This window comes from Paucisalibacillus algeriensis, assembly GCF_000577245.1.
GTDB lineage: Bacteria > Bacillota > Bacilli > Bacillales > Amphibacillaceae > Ornithinibacillus.
Genome location: NZ_CBYO010000016.1, coordinates 57,576 through 76,864, shown reverse-complemented (window position 1 = coordinate 76,864; position 19,289 = coordinate 57,576). Strand labels below are relative to the sequence as shown.

Genomic DNA, 19,289 nt, shown 5'->3' with positions numbered 1-19,289 from the left:
ATTAATTCGCTACTTGTTCATAAAAGTCATCCGGCCATTCCAATTCAAAACCATCCTCACGTAAACATTGTTGGAATTGATGAAGCAGTGCCGAATTATTTCTGACCTGCTTCGGTTCTACCTGATTCTCGATACAAAATGCTACTAACGCACCACATGCTTCCCCTATATTCCACTCAACCGGGTGTAGACGATAACAGCCGTTTGTAATATGCGTGGTACCAATGTTTTTGCAACCTGCTAGCACATTATCCATTTCCTTAGGAATTAGCGAACCTAACGGTATATGAAATGGTAGTGCTTTGATGTCCAAGTAATTACGACCAGCCATACTTGGATGAAGGTCTATACTATAGGAGCCAATCCCCACTCGGTCCTCATACTTCTTTCCAACTTTTCCTGGATTGAAATCTGGTGAAACATCCTGCTCCACAATGGTATACTCTGCTTTTATCCGACGAGACTCCCTTATATATGGGGCTTTGGCCAATCCATCCTTCGTTTCAAAAATATCAGGACGGAGCATTAGTCCTGGAAATCCGGTTCCACCATCGGATCTTGGTGCTTCTGTTTGTAGCCAATATAATAAAGAAAGGCTTAATTGTTTCGCTTCGTAAAGATGCTTTTCCAGCTCTTCTTTGGACACATCGTAAATATTTCCTAAGAAATAGTCATTCATTGGCCAGTTTAATAGAGTAATGTCTCCCGCATTAAACGGAAATTGGAACTGACTTACATCTGGGATTCTACGATACTCCCACAATGGAAAGCCGGTATCCTCTCGGAATAAGGTGTATTTCCTTTTTTCCTTTGTAATCGGGTGTGGCGCAAAGAAGCTTAAATAGCGGTCAGGCCAAAAATCCGGTTGAAATTCCTTCCAGAAATCATACATCTCAGGCATTGGAATCACATGGTTTTCTCCTTCTCGGTACTCCATCCCTAGTACATACGTAATTGCTTGAATATCCAAAGGGTTCTTCTCTTCACTTGCATGTGGTTCTCCAGTATCTGATTTCGCCTCTGCTCCTGTGACATACTCCATACCAGCTAGTGGTAGCATATCTCCAGCCTCTGTCGCATCAATATAGTATGGTGCAACAACTCGGTATGAATCATGATGGTCCTCTCTATCGATTATTGCCTCGGTTAATTGACGATCCTCTCGCTTTACCGAATCTACTATCGTGTTTTTCCAAATGGTAAGTTGATTCGTTAGCACATAAGGCATCAACATCTCCTCAAGAACATGTAATGTAATCCTTGGGTCATGGCATATCGTACTAACGAGTCCATTCCCTGGGTTTGAGGGAGCCTTTTCCCCTTTATGTTCTAAGATACGGTGATAAACTTCTCGTACCTTTTCCCGATATGTTCGGTAACGTCTCGTACTACCGAATTCCTCCATCCAAGGATGTTCATCCGGTGGTACACCCTGGGATGTAACTTGACCACCAATCCAATCTGTTTCTTCGGTAACTAACACCTTTAACCCTTTACTACAGGCGGATAAAGCAGCTGCTATACCACCTAATCCACCTCCCGTAATCAAGACATCAACCTGCAATGTTTCCATTTATAGATAAACTTCCTTTCCAGCTCTAGCAGATTCATAGATTGCTGTTAACATTTTCATTACTTGAACACCATCACTTGCTGGTGCGATATTCTCAGAACCATCTAAGCAACAAGCTACAAAGTGATTAATTTCATTTTGGAATGCTTTATTAAAATCAAAACTTAAACTATCCAATTGTGGGGTAACGTTTAAAATTGTATTGTGCTTTTCCGTAACTAGCGCTAATTCTGGCTCGATTTCCGCTCCACCTTTATCCCCAAATAGCTTTACATATAACTCATCTTTCTTTAATTGCAACGTAAAGCTCACATCCACCAGTATTGAAGCACCATTCTCAAAACGGATGATAGCATTCGTCAAATCTTCTACATCATTCAAATTAGGATCATAGTCAGCAGCTTGATAGAATGAAAGATTTTCAATATGACTACGATTACCTAACTTTTTATACGTATTACCACTAACAGATACCGGACGAGGTTTACCCATCATATACCAACAAATATCAATCATATGTACCCCTAAATCGATTAATGGCCCACCGCCAGAACGTGTAACATCACTGAACCAACCACCAGGGTTTCCTAATCTTCTTAGGCAAGATGTTTTCGCATAATATATTTCTCCGAGTTCACCATGTTCAATAAATTTCTTAAGGAGCTTTGCATTGTCACCATGACGACGGACAAATCCAACCTGCAAAGTCTTTCCCGATTTCTTTTGTGCTTCTTCAACAGCTTCTGCTTCTTCAACTGTCATACTTAATGGTTTTTCCACTAGGACATGTTTCCCTGCTTCTAAAGCGTAAACAGCTATTTCAGCATGGGTATTATTCCACGTACAAATGCTAACAGCATCAATGTCTGCTGAATCAATAAGCTCCTTATAATCTGTATAAAGCTTCTCAATCCCATACAATTTTCCTTTTTCAACTAATCGTTCTTCATTTAAATCACAAAACGCAATCAACTCAACACGCTTATTCTCTAAATAAGGCTCTATATGAAACTGCGAAATCGAACCAATTCCAATAACACCGACTTTTAACATCCTGTTTCCTCCTTAAGTGATGGTTTAATACTACTTTTTTGTCTGAATTGTATTGTAATATCTCATTCGTAGAGTCGCGCGTATTACATAGAAAATCGAGAGAGAATACATATTCTTGCGTGGTATAATCTTAAATTAACTCCACTATCTCGTTGTAGCGCGACTTTGTGTACCTCCTTGCGACTGTTGGTGTCACTTGCACGAATTGCACCTCTTTCGCATCACTTCCTGTGCCTCCCGTGCGACTCTTCATCCATGAGGTTGGTTCAACGCTCAATCCCCTCACCTTGTTTCTGTGAAAAATGTTGTATCAACCTAAAACACTATCTCTCTTTCTTCATCTGATGACTTATACAAAGCAAGCAGCATCTTCAAAACATCCAAACCTTGCTCCGCATCTATCAAAGGTTCTTTATTCTCAAGCAAGCAATCAATAAAATGATTAATTTCATCCTGAAACACATCATTTTTTGCAAAATGAGGTTCTGTTTTGGTAACAATGCCATTTTCTTCTCGATAAATGGTAAGTGGATTTAGCTTCGCGCCACCTTGATCACCGAACAGTTCAATTGAGATTGCCTCATCTTGTTCCCCATTTATAGCCCAGGCAACATCTACATTCAAAACGGCTCCATTTCGAAATCGAATCCATCCTGCTGAAAAGTCATCCACATCAAAGACATGGTTAACATTCAGTTTAGAATTCTTTGATGCCCACGAATTCGTGTACTTTGTTTGATAATTTCCTAATGCACCAATAGTCTTTCCTGATATAGCGTAGACCTTAGGGCATCCCATTAACCACCAGGAAAGATCTAATACATGGACACCTATATCCATTAGAGCTCCACCACCGGAAAGCTCTTTATTCGTAAACCATCCTTTTGGTGTCCCACGTCCACGGAATAACTTTGCTTTTACATAGTAAAGCTCCCCAAATGCGCCCTGTTCGATATACGATTTTAAAATGCTTGCTTCACGACGAAAACGATGGGTCATTCCTACCATCGTCTTCACCTTTTTCGCCCTTGCAAGCTCTATATATTCCTCAACTTCTTCTATTTGAATTCCAATCGGCTTCTCAATAAAAACATGTACTCCTTTTTCAGCTGCCTTCTTCGCAATTGGAATATGGGTTGAATTTGGCGTACAAATAAATACCGCATCAACCTCTACATTCTCTAATAGCGCTTCTATCGTTCGGAACCAATGAGAAATCCCATTCTTTTTCGCTACCGCTTCGGCCCTGATTACATCCATATCCACTAATCCAACTACTTCAGTGGATTCATTTTCCAATAGATAGCGTAAATGGGTAGATTCTGCTATTGCACCAATTCCAATAATGGCTACTCGAACCTTCTTCATTCTAATCAAACCCCTATTCCATATAGTTAATTATTTTCGTTAGGACTGGCGATTGTTTATCTCGAAGTTCTTCATAGGCTTCCGGCACATCGTGAAAGCCAATAACATCTTGTACAAATGGATTTACATCAATTCGTCCTTCACTTACAAGACGAACATATTCTGCAATATTTCTTCCTTCAGTCCACCGGATATGTCCATACGGATAATCGATAGCCTGTTGTTCGTATACCTTGTCATATCGCCCAGGCCCACCTGCACGAGAGATAAGAATCTGTGCTTCTTTAGCAAACATTTGATTCCTAGGAAAATCAGGTTCGAGATCACCAACGATAACCACTTTCCCCTTATTACGTATCCAGTTTAAACAATCTCGCGTGAGAGGGGATCGCTTTCCACCTGCGCAAAGTAGTACGACATCTGCACCATTCCCATTTGTTTGCTTATTAATTCCTTCTTCCATTTCTTCAAGGGTGGAAAAGGTGTTAATAGTATGCTCCGTTAGCATTGCAGCTCGTTCTTTACTTAAATCACAAGCAATAACATTGTACGCTGCTGCATTGGCTATTTTGGCAATCATCTGACCTAATACCCCTAGCCCAACCACTACTGCTGTTTCACCAAACTGGATATCGGCAATGCGCAATGCATGAATTGCAATCGCACCTAATCCGGAAAGTGCTACTCCCTTTGGCTCGACATGTTCCGGGACCTTAGCATACAGCGTCTTCGGAACTAATAGGTATTCCGCATGGTGAACGTACGGTGCACCATAGCATGCTACCAAATCCCCCTTTTGGACATCTGTAATTCCTTCTCCACATTCTGCTACAACACCCATGGCATTATATCCCATAGCAAATTCCTGTTCGCCACTTGCTTCCAGCATCATTATTTCTGTACCAGGAGAAATCGCGGAATACAATGTTTTTACTAAAATGTAGTTAGACTTTACCAGAGGTATCTCTTCCTCAATGATTTGCACCTGTTTATGTTGTGCTACTATTTTTTTCAAGCCTACCCCCCCCTTAGGTTAACTTTCCAACCACTTCGCAATGTTTTCCTTCACAAAATCATCATCATGTAAATGTGGATACGCAGCATATACGCGGTCGATTTCCTCCAATTGGCCAGGACTCAATACTTCACGGTCGAGTAAACACCAATTTCCTTTCAAAATTCCTTGTCGACTTAAAACTTCATTAATTCCGGCAATGGACCCCTTAAATTGATTTTTTGCATCAAAGAATGCTGCATTGGCATCAGTAATTTCTTGTCCTAGTGTTAATAAGGATGTTGGAATCTGTTTGGATTCCCGTACAACGTTTAGCTCTCTAAACGTCTCCACTACACGTTTTGTCCAGACAGACCAATGGCCAAGTAATCCACCAACAATTCGTTTTTCGATTCTTACACCATTCACATTGAAACTGTAAGTCGTTAGTAGATCCGCGATGATATTGTCGTCATTCCCTGTATACAAAGCAATCTCACCATTACGGCTAGAACTTACGACAGCCCTGACAACATCTGTGGTTAAATAACGATTAAATGGGGCAATTTTTATCGCATGGACATTGGGAGTCTCAGCAAGTTCACACCAAAAGTCATACGAGAAAACTCTCCCTCCAACAGCTGGTTGTAAATAAAAGCCTATAACAGGAATTACTGCTGCAACTTTCTTTGTACGCTCTATTAATGCCTCCTCTGATAAATCCGAAAGACCCCCCATGCTTAAGAGACCTAAATCATAACCAATCTCTTTAGCGAAAGCTGCTTCTTCCAATGCTTGCTCAACAGGACCACAGATTCCAGCAATTTTAATAAAATTCTCCGGGACATTCGCTCGTACGATTTCCTCTATTGCAAGCCTTAGCACGTCTTCAAATAAATTAAATTGTGGGTCACGAATTTCGAACTGTGTCGTATGTACCCCAACCGCAATCCCTCCAACTCCCGCTTCAATATAATAGCGTGTAAGTGCTCGCTGTCCTTGTAGGTCTAGTTTTCTATCCTCTGTCAAAGCAAGTGGGTGCGCTGGAATAACTGCTCCTTCTAATAATGCTTTTTTTAATTCTGTCTTTAACATTTAGAATGCTCCTTCTCTTTCCTGAAAATGAGTCGGTTTATTAATGGTCTCACCATCATTAGCCACCCACTCTGCAACCATATCGATCATTTCTTGAACCGATACTTTCGGATAGCCGAATAATTGGTGAGCTTTAGAAGAGTTATTCAATAAGGCTTTCTCGGATTCTTCATTTACAAATAGTGCTTCTTTACCAAGGCGTTTAGCAAATTCTTTTGTCAACCAACGAACAGATAGAGTCTCTGGACCTGTTACATTTAAAATGGTTGGTGGGTGGTCGACATATAATAAGGAACGAATCGCATATTCGTTTGCGTCACCTTGCCAAATGACATTGACATTTCCCATCGTTAGGTCAATTGGTTTTCCTTCTTGCACTTGTTTTGCAATTTCGAGTAAAACACCATACCTGAGATCGATTGCATAATTCAAACGGAATAGTAGCATCGGTGTTTTATTTTTGCGAGAGAAATTGGTTAATACTCGTTCACGTCCTAGGCAAGACTGCGCATATTCACCAACAGGGTTTACAGGATGGTCTTCCGAACAGCCATTTGTTAGAACATTGGTTAATGGATAGACATTTCCTGTAGAAAAAGCAACCATTCGTGAGTCTTTAAACTTATCTGCTAACCTCCCTGGAAGATAAGCATTCATTGCCCATGTAAAATGCTCGTTTCCAACCGTTCCAAATTTATTTCCTGCCATATATATAACATTTTTAACATTAGGTAATGCTTGTAGTTCTGTATCGTTTAATAAATCGCATGAAATGGTTTCAATACCATCTTCCTCTAATTCTTCTCGTAAATTCCCAGAAGAAAAACGGGATACTCCAACGACACGCTTCTCAATGCCTGCCTCGTCAATAGCACGCTTTGCTAATTTGGCTAAAGTTGGTCCCATTTTACCTCCAACACCTAAAATTAATATATCTCCATCTATTTTCTTTAAATCCTCCATTAATGCATTCGATGGCGTAGTTAAGAAATTTTCTAATTCCGTAATCGTTTTCATTTTACCACTCCCAATAATTATAAGACTCTAAATCTTTTGTTATGAATACTAATCTATCTTTGGCTTTACTTGATTTCATTGTAGTTATACGGATATTAAAAGACAAGTCTAAAAATTGTCTTTTAATCCAATATTCTCTATAATAAGTTAAATCCATTTTGACAATCGTATAGATTCACAGTATGATAGACTCAAAATATTAGTAGACATGTCTAGTATGTTGTCTTTTATCATACTATCTTTTGAATCAACTTCAATACGACAATACCTACTAAAGTTTATCCATAAAGGAGATAGGCCTCATGTCTGGAAAACATAGTGTCAACCAATCACCTGTTATTACGATTGGGGTCATTGCCCCATCCGCACTTTCGGATCAAACAAAGAAAGTTTTGAAAGCGTTCCCAAATTTTAAGCCTGTCTTTCGAGTATTAGATAGCGTACAAAACCTCACACAAATCGTAACAGACCTAATCAACATTGTTGATGTACTTATGATTACGGATTACTATCTGTACTATACAATCAAAAAACAGATAGATTTTAAGATTCCAGTGCATCATGTTCCACTAATGGGAACTGGTCTTTACCGTTCCCTAGTATTAATTAAAAACAGTCATGGATTGGATCAATTATCGATTGATATTCTAGCCCCACAATATGTCCATCAAGTACTTTATGAGCTAGAAGAAGAAAATTGTCACATAATGGAATACCGTTCAGATACATTTGATATTGATATGGTGGTTCAGTTTCACTGTAAAAATTACAGTGAAACCGGTGCAATAACACTAACCGGTATTCAAGAAGTATCCAATAGATTAATTGAATTGGATATCCCGCATGAATGGGTTACCCCAACAAACCAAGATATGATTGTATCGCTAGAACGGGCACTTCTTGCTAGTGAAACGAGAAGGAATAAAGAATCCCAAATCGTGTTTGGTTATATTAGTATCGATAATTTTCAGAAGCTATCCGAACGATTTACTTCTGAGCATGATGTTCAATTATTAAATCTACAAATTCAACAAAAATTACTAGACTTCATGAAGCAACTCGATGGCCACTTTGTAAATATTGGTGGTGAAGAATATTTGTTTATCACCACCCGAGGTATTTTCGAACGCGAGACCAGAGGCTATAAGTTTTTACCCCTACTTGAAAATACAAAGAATCAAATTGGAATTACGTTAAGCCTTGGTGTAGGCTTTGGACAAACCGCTTCAGAAGCAGGTAACCATGCTCGACTTGCCTTACGTCAATCAAAGGAACTAGGTGGAAACGTCTGCTATATTGTCCGGGAGGATCGCAGTGTAATCGGACCCGTTGATTTAAACAATACACAACAATACGAGCAATACGAATTATCCATTACGGATGCGAAGCTGTTAGACAGGGCAGAAAAAGCCGGAATGTCAGCTGCTTATATGGCAAAGCTAATGGCTCGCGTTGCCCGTCATAATAAAATTGACTATACTGCACAAGAACTTGCATCAACATTAAATATTACGATTCGAAGTGCCCACCGCATTCTCCTAAAATGGATGGATGCAGAACTGGTTGATATCGTCGGTGAAGAAAAAGTAACTTTTAAAGGCAGACCACGTCGGATATATCGCCTAAGCTTCATCCAGGAAGAGCATCTAGCAAAAAATTAACCATTAATCGAGTCAAGCTAAAAAAATCAGCGATAATTAATCCACTTCTTAGCTCCGGAAATATACGGAGACTCCGATGGGGAAAAGCATCGGTGAGACCCCGCAGTGCGAATTAGGGGTTCAAAGGCTAAGAACGCTACGTCCTTATGTCTTCGCCTTTGTGACCAACATCCTGTTGGCCCGAGGCTCACCAGCCGCCCGTTGCAAGGTAGACACTGCAATGGTACTATCGAGCAGATGTCGCCCCTGTGCTGGAAGTAAAAGCGGAGTATAATTCCGGAGCGGGTTAGGAGCATTAATTAAATCGCTACTACTTCACCTGTATCTCTCCCTTTATTAGCAGCTTCAATAAAACGAATAATCTCTCCCGTTTCTTCTAATGGCACACGGGTTTTACCATCTCGAAAAAAACCAATAATCTCTTCCAAAAGACTAGCATAAAACGGTTTATCCTCTGATCTAATCGCGACAAATTCAGAACCATCCTCATAGTGAATAACCGCTCCAAACTGGTGGTTACCAACTCTTTTCCCTCGAATAGTTCCTATTCTTCCATCTTTCCAAACAGCCATTATACAATCATGATTATCTAGTTTAACAGCCTGTAACGTTTCTGCACCACATCCCATAATGGTATAAAGCATTTCAACCGTGTGAATTCCATACCAAAATAGGCCAGGTATTTCCTCTAGCACCTCCATCGGACCAAAGCAATCTGCCCCTATTATTGTTCGGTCAGAATATTTCTTAAGTAGTCTTGTTAACGCATCAGCATAGCGTAATGCTGACGTACTCATGATCGGTGTCTGGAACTTTTCAGCCAGTTGGATCATCTCTTTTGCTTCTTGCGCGTTCAACGCGAAAGGTTTATCAATGAAAATAGGCTTTTGATAGGAAACCACTTCCCGAAGTTGTTCAAGATGTGCACCACCATCTACCGACTCTATTAAAATGGCATCACATTCTGCAGCAACCTTCTGTATGGAATCCGTAATTGGTACTCCATATGTCTGATTCAACTCCTCTGAAAAGGCTTTTAAACGAGACATACTAAGGGAAAGATGCGGAGAACCACCAGGATATGCTAACTTAACACGTGCACCTGACACATGATAGTTTTCAACATGATGATGCAATAACTTTGTAAAGGCCGTGACATGACTTGTGTCTAAGCCTATAATGCCGAGCTTTAAATACTTCATCAAATACACCCTTAAACTAGAATAATAGGAACGAAAAGAAAGTACCCCATCTTTTTGGACGAGGCACCTCCCTAGTCCACTTATTTAAGACCAGACATTTGGATTCCTTCCGTGAAATAACGCTGAAAGAATAAGAAAATCAAGAATGTAGGAATAAACGACAAGGCTGATCCCGCCATCTCAATTCCAAAGTTTCCTTCCTTACCTAGTAATGACGCAAGCCCGACCGTTACGGGATACATTTTTTCTTGTGTCATAAAGATAAGTGGCTGAAATAGATCATTCCAGTTGGAAATAAATGAAAATGTACCCACTGTAGCTACTACCGGTAATGATAGTGGCAGAATTATTTTGAAAAAAATCTGAACATCGTTGGCACCGTCGATATATGCTGCCTCTTCAAAGTCATTCGGAATACCTTGTAAGAATTGGCGAACAAGGAATACTCCCATAATCCCCCATAATTCAGGAACGATTAATGCCCAGTACGTGTTAATCCATTCAAACTGTGCAAACATAATATATTTCGGGATAATTAACAATTGCTGCGGAATCATAATAACCGCCATGAATACCCAGAAAATGGTTTCCCTGCCTGGGAACTGTTTTTTCGCAAAAATATATCCCAAAATAGCACACAAAAACATCTGACTAAATACTGGAATCACCGTAATAACAACCGAGTTAAAGATCCAGCGCATAAACACTCCATCCCGGAAGATGTACAAATAGTTATTTAAGGATGGATTATCTGGAATCCAGAAAAATGGGTCCAAAAGTGCATATTCAATTTCTTTAAGTGAGCCGAGCACCATGATGAGAAATGGCAATAGAAAACAAAATGCAAGTAGAAATAATAATAGATAATTGATAATCTTTTTCATGCTTCTGAACTCCCTTAGTAGATTGCTGTATCCTTCCCAATATATTTACGTTGAATTAACGAAACGATTAAGATAATAAAGAACAAGGCATAAGATAATACAGCTGCATAACTTAGGTTTAAGTTAGTAAATCCTTGCTGATAGAGATAGAATACAATGGTAGTCGTCGCATAGTTTGGCCCTCCACCGGTTAATAGATACGCAGAATCAAAGATTTGGAATGAACCGATTGTTGTAATAATGGCTACATAGAAGTGGATCGGCTTTAATAAGGGAAAGGTAATCTTCCAAAAGATCTTTGATTTTGATGCTCCATCAATTTTTGCAGCTTCATACAATTCCTTAGGGATCGACTGTAGTCCAGCAAAATAATAAATCATCGTACTACCTGCTACTTTAAAGATACTTAGTCCAGCAAGTACTAATAGTGCTTGACTAGAGTCAGCTAGAAATAATTGGGGATCAATGCCAAAGAAAGCGATAATCCAGTTTATTAGGCCAGATTCCGTACCACGGAATAACCAACCCCATAGTCCAGCAATAATAACGAAAGATGTAACTACTGGTAGAAAGAAGATTCCTTTAAAGAAGCCAGCAAAACGTACACCGGAATTAATAATTAATGCTAGTATTAGCCCTAAAGCCATAGTTGGTATAATATAATAAACGGAAAACATAAATGTATTCCAAAGCGCTTTCCACGCTAGTTTATCCTGGAAGAAATGCATCCAATGTTTCAAGCCAACCCATTCATGGTTTCCAATAATTTTCCAGTCCATAAAGGTAAGAACAAAACTAAATAAAAAGGGAAAAACTTGAAATATCGCAAAGTGAATTAAGATTGGAAATAAGAACAGATAAACGATGGCATTTTTACGAAAACGCTCTTTAAAAGGTAATTTATTATTCTTTTTGTATAAGTTTTGATTGTTCTTTTTCAGTGTCATCACCTTATTTCCTGTATAAGATAAGACAGAGCGAGCATGTTACTATTACCCCCTCTGTCCTTTTCCTACATTATTGGCCTACAGCACCTTCAATTGCTTCTGCTGCGGAATCAGCTGCTTCTTGTGGAGTTTTCTTTCCTTCCATCATGGTCTGTAATTCGGCTTGAATCATCGGCATGATGTCACGTCCTTTAGGGTGAATTACACCAGGAAGTGCATATTGTGTATAAGATGCCAATTGAGCTAGATATGGTTGCTCTTCAAATATATCTTTGGCAGATTCTCTAGTTGGAATGTACTGTGTAACCTCATTAAAAGTACGTTGGTTATCAGCATTTGTTAATACTTTTACAAATTCCGCTGCTGTTGCAGGATTGTCTGTATTAGAAGGAATAACAAACATACCAACTGTTCCATATGTTACTTGTTCTTTATTTTGTAGTGGTGGCCCAATTATAAAGTCAATTTCTCCACTGCTTTGCATGTTAGTTAAAGAAATACCAGATCCCAGTACTGCTAGCATTTTACCGCTATTCCAGATTGCATCATGTTCCATTGCTGTGATGGAATCCTCAGGTATCCAGCCATTTTCATACATTTTATTAATAAAACTAAATGCTTCTACACCAGCTTCATTGTTAATTAATACTTCATCATCCTGTGTTAACACTTCTCCACCGGCTTGCCATAGATATGGATAAAGCGTTCCATTCATAGAACCTCCACCCTGGAAGGTAGTTGCATAAAAGCCTTGTTCTTTTGCTTTTTCTGCCCAAGCTTCAAAGTCTTCCCAAGTCGCTGGGAGATTTTCCGGGTCTTCACCAATTGCTTCGATTACTTCTTTGTTGTAGAAGAACGTATATGCTTCTTGCAAGATAGGTAGACCATATGTCTTGTCTTGCCATTTAGTAGATACTAAGGCAGTATCTACAAAATCACTTAAATCGAAGTCTTCTAGATACGGGTCAAGTTCTAAAAGCATTCCTTCATTTGCATATTGAGGCATTTGGTCTGGAATTGCATAGAAAACGTCTGGACCATTATTTGCAGCAAGTGCAGTTAGTATCTTTTGATCACGGTTTGCCCAAGGAATAACTTCAATATTAACCTCAGCATCATGATCTTCTTGGAAACGCTTTACAATCGTATTCCACATTTCTTCTTCTTTCTCTGCATCACCAGTGTAAGGATGAACCCAAACTGTGATTTCCCCACCGACTTCTCCTTCAGCATCATTGCTTGCATCATCAGAACATGCTGCCATAACAAGCAGGAAGCCTAGCAACAAAAAAAGTAAACTAAACTTTTTCATATTGAATCCCCTTTCAATCTTTTTTATTTTCAAGACAAGTCCTATAAGTTCATGCTAATCCTAATCAAACTGAGTCACTCTAAAAACCCTAATGTAAGCGTTAACAAACAATACTAAAAAATAAATGCAATTCAACCTTATTAGGAAAAGCATCATAAGAAGAGTTTGACTTGACTGAAATTTTCATTTACTTACAACATTATCTTATTTCTTTTTTTATCAATAGACAAGTCTATTAATTGTCTTTAAATCACTTCTTAAATTATTGTAGAAGATTGAAAAAAATGATTGTATGGTAACTTACACAGAGTGTATAGTTGTTTCATAGAGGGAGTGGATACTTTGGGTGGTTGGGATAAATTTTACCTTATAGCTAACTGGATGCTACGGATAGCATACTTAAATATACTATGGATATTCTTTACCTTTGTAGGATTTGTTTTCTTTGGAATTTTCCCAGCAACTTCCGCAATGTTTAGCATTACTAGGAAGTGGATTTTTCATAGAGAACGGAATATCAAGCTATTTAAGACATTTTGGACTGCCTATAAGCAGGACTTTTTGAAGCAAAATGGGTATGGGTTGATTTTCCTACTAGTGGGTTACTTTATCTACTACGATATTACGTTTATACAACTGAACCCTGGACAATTTCAGTTCCTAGTACCAGTCATTGTGTTAATATTTGCTGCATCAATTATTACATTGCTATTTTTCTTTCCAGTCTTTGTACATTTTAAACTATCTTTCTTTCAATATTTGAAACAAGCATTTCTTATTGGCATCTCCTCCATACTTGAGTTAATTGGGATGATTGCCACCATTTTCCTATTATATGGAATGATTGTACTATTACCTGGTACAATTCCGTTATTCACAGGAAGCGTACTAGCCATTGCAATTACATTTTTAAGTCAAAGTGCCTTTAAAAGAATTGCTTTTAAAAAAGGAATACAAATCGATGAAACAAGTGTAGGATAATCTGCACTTGTTTTATTTTATTAATTTTATCCTTAATTAGCCTATGACTTTTGATTTATCTAGGTTGACCATCATTTTTGGACCAATTAGAGACTTGTCTTACAACTTGTCCACTTCAATTATGTTTATCTAAAAATTATAAAACTAATAAAATGAAACCAAATTTAATATGCTCATGTCTAAAAAGTATAAGAAAGGAGGCACACAGTGGGAAACAAAGAATTGCATGCAATTTACCCAAAGGATGACATTAATATCGATAATCAATTTAAAGAAAGTGCAATCCAGCAACTTATGGAACTTTATTCCGAAAAGGTTTACTTACTTGCCTTTTCCTTCATTAAAGATCGTGGTATAGCTGAGGATATTTCACAAGAGGTTTTCCTAAAGGCTTATAAGTATCTAAATAATTTTAGAGGTGAAGCCGCTGTATCATCCTGGATTTATCGTATTACGGTTAATACTTCCAAAGATTTTTTGAAGAAAAAGAGCTTTAAACAAGTGCTATTAGAGAGTAGTTTGCTTGAGAATTTCAGAAAAACAGAAAGCACTGAAACCTCTTTTCTTAAAACGATCCGTAATGAACAGCTTCTACAATCAATCTTAACATTGCCAATGAAATATCGGGAGGTAATTGTGCTCCATTATTTTTATGATGTAAAAGTTAATGAGCTTTCTAGGGTGTTGAATTTGAATGCAAACACTATAAAAACTAGGCTTTCAAGAGGTAGAGACATACTAAAACGAAAAATTGATGTCAGAGAGGGAGAGGTAAAAAAGTGAAAAAAGAGCTTAAAAAAATCCATGAACATTACCGTAATAATTATTACGATGAGGAAATAGCGAATCGTATCAAAGATAACGTTCATCAAAATATTAGAAATTCAGATATGCTAGAGCCTAAGAAAAAACAGCAATGGAGTTTTATGAAAAAGATATCCTATGCCACAGCTGCATGTGTTATGTTATTTGGTCTCTTTGTTGGATCTGCATTTGTCTCACCAGCAATGGCAGAGGTTGCCTCCAAAATACCATTTTTAAGTAAGATTTTCGAACAGGAGCCGATATTTGATGTACTAACCAAGGAACTTAAAGATAAGGGGTATGATATTGATGGGACTGGGTATACTGTCCAAGGCAAAACGTACCATATAACGGTAGCCGGATCAGAGGAATATTATAACCAAGTTAAAGATGACATTAAAGTACTTGCAGAAGATGTTATTTCTTCACGGGGTTACGATAGTTTTAAGGTTGAAGTAAACAAGGTACGAGCGATTGAACCTGATGCTGACCTAGAAAATAACCCTAAATATCAAAACAGCCAACAGGTAAGCGATGTATTAAGAGAGGTTGTATCTAACTTACAGCAGCAAGGATATAAAATTGATACGTATGGTATAAGCTTTCCAAGTCCAGATACAGAAGAAATAAGATTGAATTTGGACATTGAAGATACTGAAAAACGAACAGATGATATTGAAATAGCAATCGTTGAAGGTATTGAAAAGGAAGGTCTTGCTATCGATTATACCATCGAATTCCATCCGTTTAATGTTCCAGGAAGAGAGATTGAAAATACATGGACTACTGATATACTACCAGTTATTTGGGAAGGTATATTAAGTATCAAAGAATACAAAACAGAGGGCGTAGGATACTCCTATAAGAATGGCACCATGAACATATTTTTCGAAACATCCATTGATAAGTCAGACAACGATGCACCAGAACTAGCAAACAAAATCGAAACCGCCATACACGAATTTTTACAATCAGATGATTTAAAAGATATTGTAGGTGACACTCCTTATAAAGTGGTCGTCCGTGATAAAGATAGTAATGAAATAAATTAACTAAAACCCAGTGGCACTGCAAGTTGATGGGAAGCACAGGGAGATAGAGGTTGACTCTAACTCCTGACTTCTTATCAACTGCTGTGCTTATAGATTCGTTACTCTTTTCCAAAGGTTTCCTCCATGCGCTTCAATGGATCATCCTCAATCGATGTATCCCACTCTAACACCTGGCCTTCTTGAAGCAAAAGTTGCTTGAGTTCTGGATAACCTACATCTTGGACAGCAACCCCTTGCTTTGCTGCCAAGGTACAGGCTGCACCAACCGATTGCCCTAAAATCATAAAAACAGGCTCCATTCGAATAGAACCAAATGCAATATGGGAACTAGACAGGCAAACTGGTACTAATAGATTTTGACATTCCTCCCGCTTCGGCAATACAGCCCGCAAGGAAATCGGATAAGGAGAAATTGGAATCTCTACATCCCCTTCATTCACCACTTTTCCGTCTAAAACCACTCTTCTACAATGATGGGAATCCATTTGATAAGATGCAAGTCCAATAGAATCATCTACCTCCTCTTCCCCCAAACAATTTCGATCTGTCATCACATATTCGGCAATCATCCTTCTACTTTCCCGTATATAGAGCTGTTCTGGCCAATGTCCCGTCTCGATAAATTCATCCCTACTAAGTCCCCAAGCAGCTACCTCTTCACGAATTTCCTGTGGTACACGATGATCATTTGCAAGAAAATAAAGCATACCCAATAGGTAATTTAAGTGGTCCTGAAATATACGTTCCCTCTCTTCATAACTTGCATCAGGCCAATCGTAATTCATCCCAATATAATCCGTTGAAAAACCGCCATAATTATTCAAATCGGTCTTCCCGTTTACAAGCATCGTATGAAGGTTCAACGCATCCCAAACACCACTCTCGATATAGCGTAACAATAATTCATACCGCTCCTGTTGATAGTTTGGTGGCTTTGGAAATGGAAACCGGTTAGACTCTTCTTTCGTTAAACAAAGGCGGAAATTATAAGCTTGAATCCGGTTATCACCAGAGCCTTGAATTTCTTTTTCAGAGGTTGTTATTTCCGTAATCCCTTCCAGAAGTCCACTATCTGCATCACCAGGAATTACAAAGGGATCAATATCTGTTTTATATTGATGGTGTGGATGGCCAAACTGAATACCATTATAGGTCTCGCCGTAGGTAGCATTCGACTCCCGACCAACACTATACTTGACTCCTGCCCTTGCCATTAGATCCCCTTCATAACTAGCATCAATAAAATAATCTCCTTGATATGTTGAGCCATCTTCCATCGTAATTTGTTTAATTACATTGTTTTCCACTTGCACATCTTGTAAATGCTGCTTTAAATAAACGGGAATTTCATAGGAAGAGAGCCAATCTTGAAAGACCTTTTTAGCAGCTTTTGGTTCAAATGTCCATTGTTCTTCCTTCCCATAATAGGCACCAATTTTCCGATAGAACTCACGTGATAATCCTCCAATAGCTTCCTTCGCCCCAAAATCCGTTGCACCTAACCCATTAGAAGTTATTCCCCCAATATGATTACTGAATTCGGCTATGATAACATTTTTCCCGAGCTTTTTTGCCTGAATAGCAGCTGTAATACCAGCAGGAGTTGCACCATAAATGATAATGCTTGCCTCATGTTTCCTTTGATAGGTTTGCATAGGCTTTTGATAATAACTTGGAAAACGATATCCACTCATTGCTTTTCCCTCCATTTGTCTCGAACCGATTCTAATGTCAGTTTAAGGTAATGCAAATAGAATAATAGATTCTCTTCTTCGTTAAAGCTCGAATAGTTATCATCCTGTTGGATTGTTAGTAATGATGGATTTAATCTCATGGAGTGTTCCGCCATAAAAGCTAACAAATGGTCCAAATAACTCACAATTTCTGACACAACACTCAAATCAGTCACTTTTTCCGGGTCTATGATTCTAGCTGGAAATAATGGGATGTTATAAGATGTATGGTTTGCAAGTTTCACTTCTAATTGTTGTAAAAACTCCCGATAGGAATTGGCATGTTCCCCAAACAATTGAAAAAATTGGTCACATAATAAGTTAAAATCCTTCCCCCAACTAAATCCGGCATAAAAATAATGATTCATCATTTGTACCCATTTCCAAGGATATCTACCATCTAATTCAGATTCCGCCTGTTTCCGATGAACAGGTACAATCAAATTCAAAACGCCTTCTACACCAAGGGACTGATACACCTTCATATCCTTCTTTATACGTTGCATGAGTGGAGGAAATAATTCACTTAACATAAAGTGATCACTGTAGTATTCTAGTACCGTTAAAGAAGTATGTTTATATTCTACCTGCTGTTTCCAATCCTTTAGTGCTTGGTATGCTCTTAATTGATTTTCTTCTTGATTTAGTAATGATTCTCCATAGTTTCTCCCCCAAAACGCATAAAGCACATCAACTCTAGAGGAGGGTTGCATATTCGGATTACGTTCTAGCATATTCCACTCGAGTCCTGCATTGTAGACAATATGCTCCACTTCAACATCTAAATGATTAGCTGATAGCCTTTCTTTTAATTCTTCAACAAAGGAAATATAATTTGGCATGAAAATCGCATAATCCTTTTCGGTTATTCCAACATCCTCTGGCCATAAGGAAATACGACGAACGATTGGGTTTTCTTGGCAAATTACTAGGATTCGCTGGATGACATATTCCTGATGTTGACTCTCTTTAGAAAAGAAAGCAGCTCCTTCCTCCAGTTCATTGACCTTTTCCCCGAGTAAAAAGGATAAACTATGACCTCCTAACGTAACATTATAATTACGTTTTTCCAACTCTCGATATAAATAGGACCCAATCTCATTCCATAGGAAGAACGTAAAAAAGAACTCATTCAGGCCATTCTTTGCTCCCCAATCAATTAATTGTGTCACATATTGCGGGTCGCGAATCGTCTCGAGTATTGTCCCTCTTCTCCGTAGTATTGGATTAGATACCTTCATTTGAATTTTTTCTGGCGTGAACGGTTCCTGTAGTGTTTCTTTTAATCCGACAAAACGATATCCTAATTGGTTTTCGGCATAATGATAGACGCCATAAAGTATTGCTCGCTCTGATTCCCCCACAATATACACGTCTCCATTAGCTTGGGTGATGAAAAACCCATCAGTGGCTAGCGTCTGCTTCTCCAATTGGAAATCCTTCTCTAACATGAGATAGATTCGCCTTTCTGAACTTATTGGTATTTCTATTTTTGTGGAAGAGTAAATAGATAAATTAATATTGCACTGCATATGTAATCTTCGCAGTTCTTCTACTGCAAATAATACGGTTTTATGATTAGAAAAGTAAATGATCATATTTAGCACCCCCTA

General features: G+C 38.4%; 16 protein-coding genes. 4 read left to right on the top strand and 12 right to left on the bottom strand.

Going from position 1 to position 19,289, the window contains the following annotated elements; all coding sequences use genetic code 11:
• Position 1 precedes the first annotated feature (1 nt).
• The 6 genes from TY11_RS12595 to TY11_RS12570 form a co-directional block, all read right to left on the bottom strand.
• Positions 2 to 1,573, bottom strand: coding sequence for an FAD-dependent oxidoreductase (locus tag TY11_RS12595; protein ID WP_042146676.1), 1,572 nt, complete (start codon positions 1,571 to 1,573; stop codon positions 2 to 4).
• The gene (locus tag TY11_RS12590) at positions 1,574 to 2,626 is read right to left on the bottom strand and encodes a Gfo/Idh/MocA family protein (protein ID WP_042146673.1); all 1,053 of its coding nucleotides are present in this window, start codon (positions 2,624 to 2,626) and stop codon (positions 1,574 to 1,576) included.
• A 315-nt stretch (positions 2,627 to 2,941) separates the two neighbouring features.
• Entirely contained in the window at positions 2,942 to 3,994 is a 1,053-nt protein-coding gene (locus TY11_RS12585; protein ID WP_042146671.1) for a Gfo/Idh/MocA family protein, read from the bottom strand.
• A 13-nt stretch (positions 3,995 to 4,007) separates the two neighbouring features.
• Positions 4,008 to 5,009, bottom strand: a complete 1,002-nt coding sequence (locus tag TY11_RS12580; RefSeq protein WP_042146669.1) for a zinc-dependent alcohol dehydrogenase — start codon at positions 5,007 to 5,009, stop codon at positions 4,008 to 4,010.
• An 18-nt stretch (positions 5,010 to 5,027) separates the two neighbouring features.
• Positions 5,028 to 6,083, bottom strand: a complete 1,056-nt coding sequence (locus TY11_RS12575) for a dihydrodipicolinate synthase family protein (RefSeq protein ID WP_042146667.1) — start codon at positions 6,081 to 6,083, stop codon at positions 5,028 to 5,030.
• Positions 6,084 to 7,100 (bottom strand): NAD-dependent epimerase/dehydratase family protein, encoded by a 1,017-nt coding sequence (locus tag TY11_RS12570; protein ID WP_042146666.1) that lies wholly within the window; start codon positions 7,098 to 7,100, stop codon positions 6,084 to 6,086.
• 302 nt (positions 7,101 to 7,402) lie between these two features.
• Here TY11_RS12570 and TY11_RS12565 point away from each other — a divergent pair, with 302 nt between their 5' ends.
• Positions 7,403 to 8,761: a GGDEF domain-containing protein gene (locus tag TY11_RS12565; RefSeq protein ID WP_042146665.1), complete on the top strand. Its 1,359-nt coding sequence runs from the start codon at positions 7,403 to 7,405 to the stop codon at positions 8,759 to 8,761.
• 299 nt (positions 8,762 to 9,060) lie between these two features.
• On the opposite strand, the gene TY11_RS12560 is transcribed toward TY11_RS12565, so the two are convergent.
• The 4 genes from TY11_RS12560 to TY11_RS12545 form a co-directional block, all read right to left on the bottom strand.
• A complete protein-coding gene (locus TY11_RS12560; RefSeq protein WP_042146663.1) occupies positions 9,061 to 9,963 on the bottom strand; it encodes a Gfo/Idh/MocA family protein in 903 nt (300 codons plus the stop codon).
• Positions 9,964 to 10,043: 80 nt separating this feature from the next.
• Positions 10,044 to 10,847 carry a carbohydrate ABC transporter permease gene (locus TY11_RS12555; RefSeq protein ID WP_042146661.1) on the bottom strand — a complete coding sequence of 268 codons (804 nt, stop codon included), beginning with the start codon at positions 10,845 to 10,847 and terminating at the stop codon, positions 10,044 to 10,046.
• Positions 10,848 to 10,861: 14 nt separating this feature from the next.
• The gene (locus tag TY11_RS12550) at positions 10,862 to 11,794 is read right to left on the bottom strand and encodes a carbohydrate ABC transporter permease (protein ID WP_042146659.1); all 933 of its coding nucleotides are present in this window, start codon (positions 11,792 to 11,794) and stop codon (positions 10,862 to 10,864) included.
• Between the two features lie 70 nt (positions 11,795 to 11,864).
• Positions 11,865 to 13,106 carry a sugar ABC transporter substrate-binding protein gene (locus tag TY11_RS12545; RefSeq protein ID WP_042146656.1) on the bottom strand — a complete coding sequence of 414 codons (1,242 nt, stop codon included), beginning with the start codon at positions 13,104 to 13,106 and terminating at the stop codon, positions 11,865 to 11,867.
• Between the two features lie 342 nt (positions 13,107 to 13,448).
• Here TY11_RS12545 and TY11_RS12540 point away from each other — a divergent pair, with 342 nt between their 5' ends.
• The 3 genes from TY11_RS12540 (at position 13,449) to TY11_RS12530 (ending at position 15,943) form a co-directional block, all read left to right on the top strand.
• Positions 13,449 to 14,087 (top strand): YesL family protein, encoded by a 639-nt coding sequence (locus tag TY11_RS12540; RefSeq protein WP_042146655.1) that lies wholly within the window; start codon positions 13,449 to 13,451, stop codon positions 14,085 to 14,087.
• Between the two features lie 207 nt (positions 14,088 to 14,294).
• A complete protein-coding gene (locus TY11_RS12535) occupies positions 14,295 to 14,870 on the top strand; it encodes a sigma-70 family RNA polymerase sigma factor (RefSeq protein ID WP_052345824.1) in 576 nt (191 codons plus the stop codon).
• Positions 14,867 to 15,943: a DUF4179 domain-containing protein gene (locus TY11_RS12530; protein ID WP_042146653.1), complete on the top strand. Its 1,077-nt coding sequence runs from the start codon at positions 14,867 to 14,869 to the stop codon at positions 15,941 to 15,943. Before TY11_RS12535 ends, TY11_RS12530 begins: the two co-directional genes overlap by 4 nt.
• Positions 15,944 to 16,041: 98 nt before the next feature.
• Here the strand turns inward: TY11_RS12530 and TY11_RS12525 are convergent, their stop codons facing one another.
• Positions 16,042 to 17,637 carry an FAD-dependent oxidoreductase gene (locus tag TY11_RS12525; protein ID WP_042146651.1) on the bottom strand — a complete coding sequence of 532 codons (1,596 nt, stop codon included), beginning with the start codon at positions 17,635 to 17,637 and terminating at the stop codon, positions 16,042 to 16,044.
• Positions 17,634 to 19,274 (bottom strand): alpha-glucuronidase family glycosyl hydrolase, encoded by a 1,641-nt coding sequence (locus tag TY11_RS12520; protein ID WP_042146649.1) that lies wholly within the window; start codon positions 19,272 to 19,274, stop codon positions 17,634 to 17,636. Before TY11_RS12520 ends, TY11_RS12525 begins: the two co-directional genes overlap by 4 nt.
• Between the last annotated feature and the right edge of the window lie 15 nt (positions 19,275 to 19,289).

What these genes read in the sequence shown, in the direction of transcription:
- TY11_RS12585 (WP_042146671.1), bottom strand. Translation starts at nt 3,994, where the DNA reads ATGAAGAAGGTTCGAGTAGCCATTATTGGAATTGGTGCAATAGCAGAA.
- TY11_RS12565 (WP_042146665.1), top strand. Translation starts at nt 7,403, where the DNA reads ATGTCTGGAAAACATAGTGTCAACCAATCACCTGTTATTACGATTGGG.
- TY11_RS12550 (WP_042146659.1), bottom strand. Translation starts at nt 11,794, where the DNA reads ATGACACTGAAAAAGAACAATCAAAACTTATACAAAAAGAATAATAAA.
- TY11_RS12525 (WP_042146651.1), bottom strand. Translation starts at nt 17,637, where the DNA reads ATGAGTGGATATCGTTTTCCAAGTTATTATCAAAAGCCTATGCAAACC.
- TY11_RS12595 (WP_042146676.1), bottom strand. Translation starts at nt 1,573, where the DNA reads ATGGAAACATTGCAGGTTGATGTCTTGATTACGGGAGGTGGATTAGGT.
- TY11_RS12520 (WP_042146649.1), bottom strand. Translation starts at nt 19,274, where the DNA reads ATGATCATTTACTTTTCTAATCATAAAACCGTATTATTTGCAGTAGAA.
- TY11_RS12590 (WP_042146673.1), bottom strand. Translation starts at nt 2,626, where the DNA reads ATGTTAAAAGTCGGTGTTATTGGAATTGGTTCGATTTCGCAGTTTCAT.
- TY11_RS12560 (WP_042146663.1), bottom strand. Translation starts at nt 9,963, where the DNA reads ATGAAGTATTTAAAGCTCGGCATTATAGGCTTAGACACAAGTCATGTC.
- TY11_RS12575 (WP_042146667.1), bottom strand. Translation starts at nt 6,083, where the DNA reads ATGTTAAAGACAGAATTAAAAAAAGCATTATTAGAAGGAGCAGTTATT.
- TY11_RS12555 (WP_042146661.1), bottom strand. Translation starts at nt 10,847, where the DNA reads ATGAAAAAGATTATCAATTATCTATTATTATTTCTACTTGCATTTTGT.
- TY11_RS12570 (WP_042146666.1), bottom strand. Translation starts at nt 7,100, where the DNA reads ATGAAAACGATTACGGAATTAGAAAATTTCTTAACTACGCCATCGAAT.
- TY11_RS12545 (WP_042146656.1), bottom strand. Translation starts at nt 13,106, where the DNA reads ATGAAAAAGTTTAGTTTACTTTTTTTGTTGCTAGGCTTCCTGCTTGTT.